This window comes from Petrocella sp. FN5 (assembly GCF_029210395.1).
In the GTDB taxonomy this organism is placed as follows: Bacteria; Bacillota; Clostridia; order Lachnospirales; family Vallitaleaceae; genus Petrocella.
This window is the reverse complement of record NZ_JARGDP010000110.1, coordinates 1-5,513: the sequence shown is the minus strand read 5'-3', so window position 1 is coordinate 5,513 and position 5,513 is coordinate 1. Positions and strand designations below refer to the sequence as shown.

At 33.7% G+C, this 5,513-nt stretch carries 8 protein-coding genes; 2 read left to right on the top strand and 6 right to left on the bottom strand.

Features of this window, described 5'->3' with window-relative positions:
* Positions 1-100 precede the first annotated feature (100 nt).
* The 6 genes from P0N36_RS14410 to P0N36_RS14385 all read right to left on the bottom strand — a co-directional run bounded on the left by P0N36_RS14410 (position 101) and on the right by P0N36_RS14385 (position 4,651).
* Complete coding sequence (locus P0N36_RS14410; protein ID WP_275843562.1) at positions 101-637, bottom strand: hypothetical protein; 537 nt, start codon at positions 635-637, stop codon at positions 101-103.
* Between the two features lie 230 nt (positions 638-867).
* On the bottom strand, positions 868-1,386 hold the full coding sequence (locus P0N36_RS14405; protein ID WP_275843561.1) for a methyltransferase family protein: 519 nt from the start codon (positions 1,384-1,386) through the stop codon (positions 868-870).
* A 235-nt stretch (positions 1,387-1,621) separates the two neighbouring features.
* Positions 1,622-2,218: a DUF7255 family protein gene (locus P0N36_RS14400; protein ID WP_275843560.1), complete on the bottom strand. Its 597-nt coding sequence runs from the start codon at positions 2,216-2,218 to the stop codon at positions 1,622-1,624.
* 140 nt (positions 2,219-2,358) lie between these two features.
* Positions 2,359-2,958 carry a hypothetical protein gene (locus P0N36_RS14395; RefSeq protein WP_275843559.1) on the bottom strand — a complete coding sequence of 200 codons (600 nt, stop codon included), beginning with the start codon at positions 2,956-2,958 and terminating at the stop codon, positions 2,359-2,361.
* Between the two features lie 208 nt (positions 2,959-3,166).
* Positions 3,167-3,940 carry a methyltransferase domain-containing protein gene (locus P0N36_RS14390; protein WP_275843558.1) on the bottom strand — a complete coding sequence of 258 codons (774 nt, stop codon included), beginning with the start codon at positions 3,938-3,940 and terminating at the stop codon, positions 3,167-3,169.
* Positions 3,941-4,138: 198 nt separating this feature from the next.
* Positions 4,139-4,651 carry a hypothetical protein gene (locus P0N36_RS14385; RefSeq protein WP_275843557.1) on the bottom strand — a complete coding sequence of 171 codons (513 nt, stop codon included), beginning with the start codon at positions 4,649-4,651 and terminating at the stop codon, positions 4,139-4,141.
* A gap of 324 nt (positions 4,652-4,975) precedes the next feature.
* Here P0N36_RS14385 and P0N36_RS14380 point away from each other — a divergent pair, with 324 nt between their 5' ends.
* Positions 4,976-5,182 carry a type II toxin-antitoxin system HicB family antitoxin gene (locus P0N36_RS14380; RefSeq protein WP_125136471.1) on the top strand — a complete coding sequence of 69 codons (207 nt, stop codon included), beginning with the start codon at positions 4,976-4,978 and terminating at the stop codon, positions 5,180-5,182.
* On the top strand, positions 5,182-5,409 hold the full coding sequence (locus tag P0N36_RS14375; RefSeq protein WP_275843555.1) for a type II toxin-antitoxin system HicA family toxin: 228 nt from the start codon (positions 5,182-5,184) through the stop codon (positions 5,407-5,409). The genes P0N36_RS14380 and P0N36_RS14375 overlap by 1 nt, the downstream gene beginning before the upstream one ends.
* Positions 5,410-5,513 lie beyond the last annotated feature (104 nt).

Sequence of the window (5,513 nt, the reverse complement as noted above, 5' to 3'; positions counted from 1 at the left end):
CCTGTGTATTAGCGATGTGTGGTAACCTTCCGATTAAAACACCCATATCGCTAATATGCTGTTATATGCTGTAAAAAACGGTAACAGGCATATACCAATATTACAACCAGTCATCGAAGATTACTCCTGTAGTTATTAGTCCCCAAAATAAAATTGTATAACCTGCAATTGGTACATATATTACACTAAGAAAAAAGTTAACAAATCTTCTCCACGGTTTAATAATAACTACTCCAAGTACTATTGGTAAACCACCAAATACGATATTATAAAACACATCCGTAAAAAAATCAGATGCTGAACGCACAAACCAACCCTGAAAAATTTTAAAAATTGATGTATGGACAGTTGTTCCAACAATAAGTATTGAAATAATTATTAGAATGCTTTTACCTACTGACAAATCCCCAAATATGTTTGTAAACTTTACAATTGCAGCAAATGAAATTGAATAAACTAATACTACAATCACTACATCTTTAGAAGACTTCAATATCTTAATAATATTTAAGTCTTCTCCATATAGATAACTGAAGGAAAAACCTAATAATATTAAACCAATTGTCATTGACACTAATAATGCTAGTAGAATTATTATATAGGAATCATTATCTTTCTTCTTGTAATCCTGTTTCATATTTTTCTTATCCCTTCAGTTAAAAGTAGTATCTTTTGGCTTTAGCTCTTCAATAAGCTAGTTTTTTATTGCATATAACGTTCCCGCAGTTCCCGTCGTGCCCAAAACGTTCAACTTCCCAACGCGATTAAGGTCGGGGGCATGATGGGAATTGTCGTGTTAGATGATGGTGCGTACGGAAACTACCTGTAGCCATAAGAATAGAATGCGATATATCAATCAAAAGTTGTCTAAATATAACGTCTCACTTTATTCATATATTTTATGTACTCATCTCCAAATTTCATAATACACCATCTTTCTTCTGAAAGAATTATCCAATGTGCTGATACTTGGAAAACTAATAATAACGCAAGTAATATCCATGAATGTGTTAGTAATGTACACCCAACGAAATAGATGAAATATGCTATATACATAGGATTTCTAGATATACGATATAACCCATTTACATTTATTCCATTCATTTTAGGCATAGCATAATTTACTATAGATACAATATACAAAATTAGTCCCAAACTATATGTAATCAGGCCTATATAAAACCAATCAGAGTCGGTTCTGATTCTGAGAAATAATAATTTTAGCACAATGAAGATTGTTGTAATTTGATAAACCCAGAATGCTACTTTTTCTCTCCCCTTTAAAGGAGCAAAGAAACCTGCTCGTTTTAACGATTCCCGGTTTAAAATACTTAGTAGCCCGTACCTTATAAATAAAATTGGTATAACAATTAATAATGTGTTCATATAATCCACCTTCTTTATTAACAACTTAAATAATTTCTGCATTATTTATATTTCGAATACCTCATTAATATAGATTTACATTTGCTTTTTAAATAAACGTATTTGCTATACGCAATTTATAACCAGTACGCACTGTCATCTAACGTTCTGTGAGTTGACGATGTGTGGTATCCATCCTTGTTCAAAACCCATATCATCAACTCGCTGTTAGGCGATGGATTATCCCGTCCTTTTGTCACTGAATATATCTTGATATCTTATCTGCAATATACCATTTGATGTCTCTTGTATCCATTTGTAATAATTCAAATTCAGATAGTCTTATTACAGGTTTTTCTAAATATATTGGAACCACTAAATCTCTTAATGAATCAAAATATGCTCTTTGAATAGCCCTACCATGTTTATTGGGGAAATCCTTTGTTTTTCTTCTATATCCTTTCTGACCTTTATGAACTGCTTTCTTATAATTATCTTCGCAATAATTAATGTAATTATCTAAGTCAAAGCCTAAAACCATATGCTCATATTCCTTAATCAAGTTCAAGGAATTCAACCTATATGTAGTAAAATGTTGTAATTCATCTATCTCAAAAATGCAATTAATACCACTAAAAAATGCATCAACTTTCAATTTGGTAATTCTTTTTTTAGACAAACCTTCTAAATTTCCACCTAAAGATATAAATATCTTATCTAGCAACTTATTAGTATAATTATCTTCAACTACTAGATGACTATTGCATAACCAATCAAATGTTTTCTGATGTATAGCTTCCTCACCAATAATTTCTTCAAGTATATTAATTATGTTATCCTCAAATTTACCCATATATTCACCTCGTTGCTTTAAACAGGGATAATCTGTCGCCTAACGTCCTGTGAGTTGACGATGTGTCATCCGTCCGATTAAAAGGCCATGTCGTCAACTCGCTGTTAGGCGATGGAATATACGGAGACGAACACTTACCATTAATTGCTATATACATGAGCAAGAATCTCATACACGAATTGCCTATACTCTTCATTTATTTCAGTTTCTCTACTTAAATCTTCAAACTCTTTAATAAAATACTTGTACTCGTTCTCACTAATCTCTTCATACTGATATTTCATATTTAATGATGTAACCATATTGGCAGCAAGATTATCTATCCTGCCAAATGGCACCTTCAAAATCGCCGTCATAAACTCATCAAAGTCCAAATTAAAGTAGTAATAAATAATTTCATCTCCAAACGCTTCACCATACCCTGAGCCTATTCCAACATCATTCATCTCGGAGTTGTAAAAATCAATTAATTCTTCAATGGAATCGTTAACTTCATCTAACGCATCCAAAAACTCAGCTGGTTCCGAGTCTGTACTATTGTTTGCAGTATTCTGTTCCTTCAGTTTAGCCTCCAGATTCGTATATTCACTTTCTAATTGCTCATTCTCTTGTGTAATCTCATCAACAATATCTAGCTGTTCATTATACAAAACTTCATAATCTAAATCATCGTTTGAATGTGGTTGACAACTCGTCAACATAATGACCGTAACAAAACCCAATACATACTTAGTATTCATACGCACACTCCTTCCATCTTTAATTTATTCACTAGTATATTCTGTCGCCTAACGTCCTGTGTGTTGACGACGCCAATCTGCTTACAGGGCGAGCTCATGCTTGTGAGCCTCGCGAACAGCTAATGCGACCCCGACTCGGTTAGCAGATTGAGTGTTGTCAACATGCTGTTAGGCGATGTAATTAACGGAAGTAACCGATAGCCTTGAATTATTCCTTGTAAACTATAAAGAATATGCGCCTGAAAGGGAATAATACTCTACCGTTTCGCTGTTCTTTGTAATATATCCGAATCTTATCTAATACAGTTTCTTCAAATTCCATTCTTTCACCCTGAGTATCTAATGCGTCTAAATATGGTTTCATACCTGTTGATTTATACCATTCAATTATCCTTTGATGATTTTCCATTACATGGTAATAGTCCGTTTCCCATATATAAACTTCCTCGCTTAACTCACTACATATATTATAATAGTATTCTGTGTTTTCATAATTTAAATATGAATTCGTTATAAATCTACCGTTCCACTTCTCACTTATAGCCGTTTCTTTAACCGCTCTTTGTATGCCCATATTACTAACGCTAGGAATCTGTACTGCTAGTGCACCTCCTACTTGAACTAATCCGAAAAACTTATGTAATAATTCATGATGGTTTGGCATCCACTGTATGGCAGCATTCGAAAAAACTAAATCAAATTGACCTAAACCACATAAATCATGATTAGCATCTCGTACTTCAAACTGAATATGAGGCAACCTTTCATTGGCTTCTTTAATCATATTCGCGGAACTATCAATACCTATTATTGATGCATCCTTCCATCGTAGAGCTAATTGTTCAGTACTATTACCGGGTCCACATCCAATATCAATAATTCTATTAACGTGCTTTATTTCAATACTGCCTATTAAATCCTTGACTGGTTGTGTTCTTTGCTTTTCAAATCTTTTATATAGATCTGGATTCCAATCTTTCATGTAATCACTCCCTGTGTGTCACAAAAATAGTTAATTATATCGCCTAACGTTCCGCAGGTTGAAGACGTGGACATCCATCCGATTTCCTATCCATGTATGCAACGTGCTGTTATGTGACGGTATTAATCGTCTACACCAGATAACCCTAAACCGTGTCCAATACCTTTCACAATCTCAACCTGATTGCAACACCAGCAATCATTGATAAAATATTGTACTAAAACTGTCTAAAGCATCTAAACGAGTATCTGCTGGTGCCACAATCACCAAACCACTTTCTTCTGTCCAACCACCATTCTCAGCAACACTAATAACAATACTATCCATATCATCCGCAAATATTATATTCCCTATCCAGGGCCAATCAAGCTTAGTAATCGGAGTCTCATGCTGATATATCATTATGCCACTACCTAATGGAGAATCCTGTTCATCCATATCAATTATAATCTCACTTACATCATCATATTCATTAAGAATATTAACACCATTAAACATCAAAGTACCTACAAATGTCTTACTTAAGAATATGCTCTTCTTTAACTTTCCATTAAGCTCTACTTTGATTGATTCAGAATAATCAACATCTGAATCACCAAGTCGTATCAACATACCAGAATAGCTATTATCATAGCTTCTCGGAATTAATAAAACTACGTAAAAAAACACTATTAAAGCTACAACTACTATTAAAAATTTCTTAAAACTCATATAGATCACCTCATGAAAATATTTTCTTCTGTATCATCTTTCATTACTAAAACCAGATTAATACTGTCACATAACGTCCTGTGTGTTGACGACGCCAATCTGCTTACAGGGCGAGCTCATGCTTGTGAGCCTCGCGAACAGCTAATGCGACCCCGACTCGGTTAGCAGATAGAGTTTTGTCAACATGCTGTTAGGCGATGTTCCTAACGAAAACCCAAGTTATTATCCGATTTATCCACATCTGAAACTACAATTCTTCTCAAATCTCTTATACCATGATATAATAAAATCAAATACAATCACTTATTGAAAAGAGGTGTTACCATGAGTGTACAAGTCACTGCAATCATTCAAAAAGAAGATGATTGGTATGTCGCAAAATGTGTTGAAAATAATGTTGCTTCTCAAGGAAGAACTATAGAAGAAGCAATCTCCAATCTTACTGAAGCTATACAATTGTATTATGAAGATGATGTGGCTGATATAGAACACCATCAAATATTTGTTACAACATTGGAGGTTGCTATTTAATGGGATCTAAATATCCAATATTAACTCCAAAAGAGATTATAAAAGCCTTATCAAAAATTGGATTTGAAAAAGTATCTCAAAAAGGCAGTCATGCAAAATATAAAAATGATTCAATACCACAACGAGTTTTAATAATTCCAATGCATTCAGAAGTTGCAAAAGGAACTTTAAAGAGTATACTTGAACAAGCCAACATCTCCTTAGAGGACTTTATGAAATTATTGTAACAATAGCCGCCGGTTATGGCGGTTTTTTTATTGTACTAAGTTATGAATGTTGCCTAACGTTCTGTGAGTTGACGATGTGTCATCCGTCCGATTAAAAGGCCATG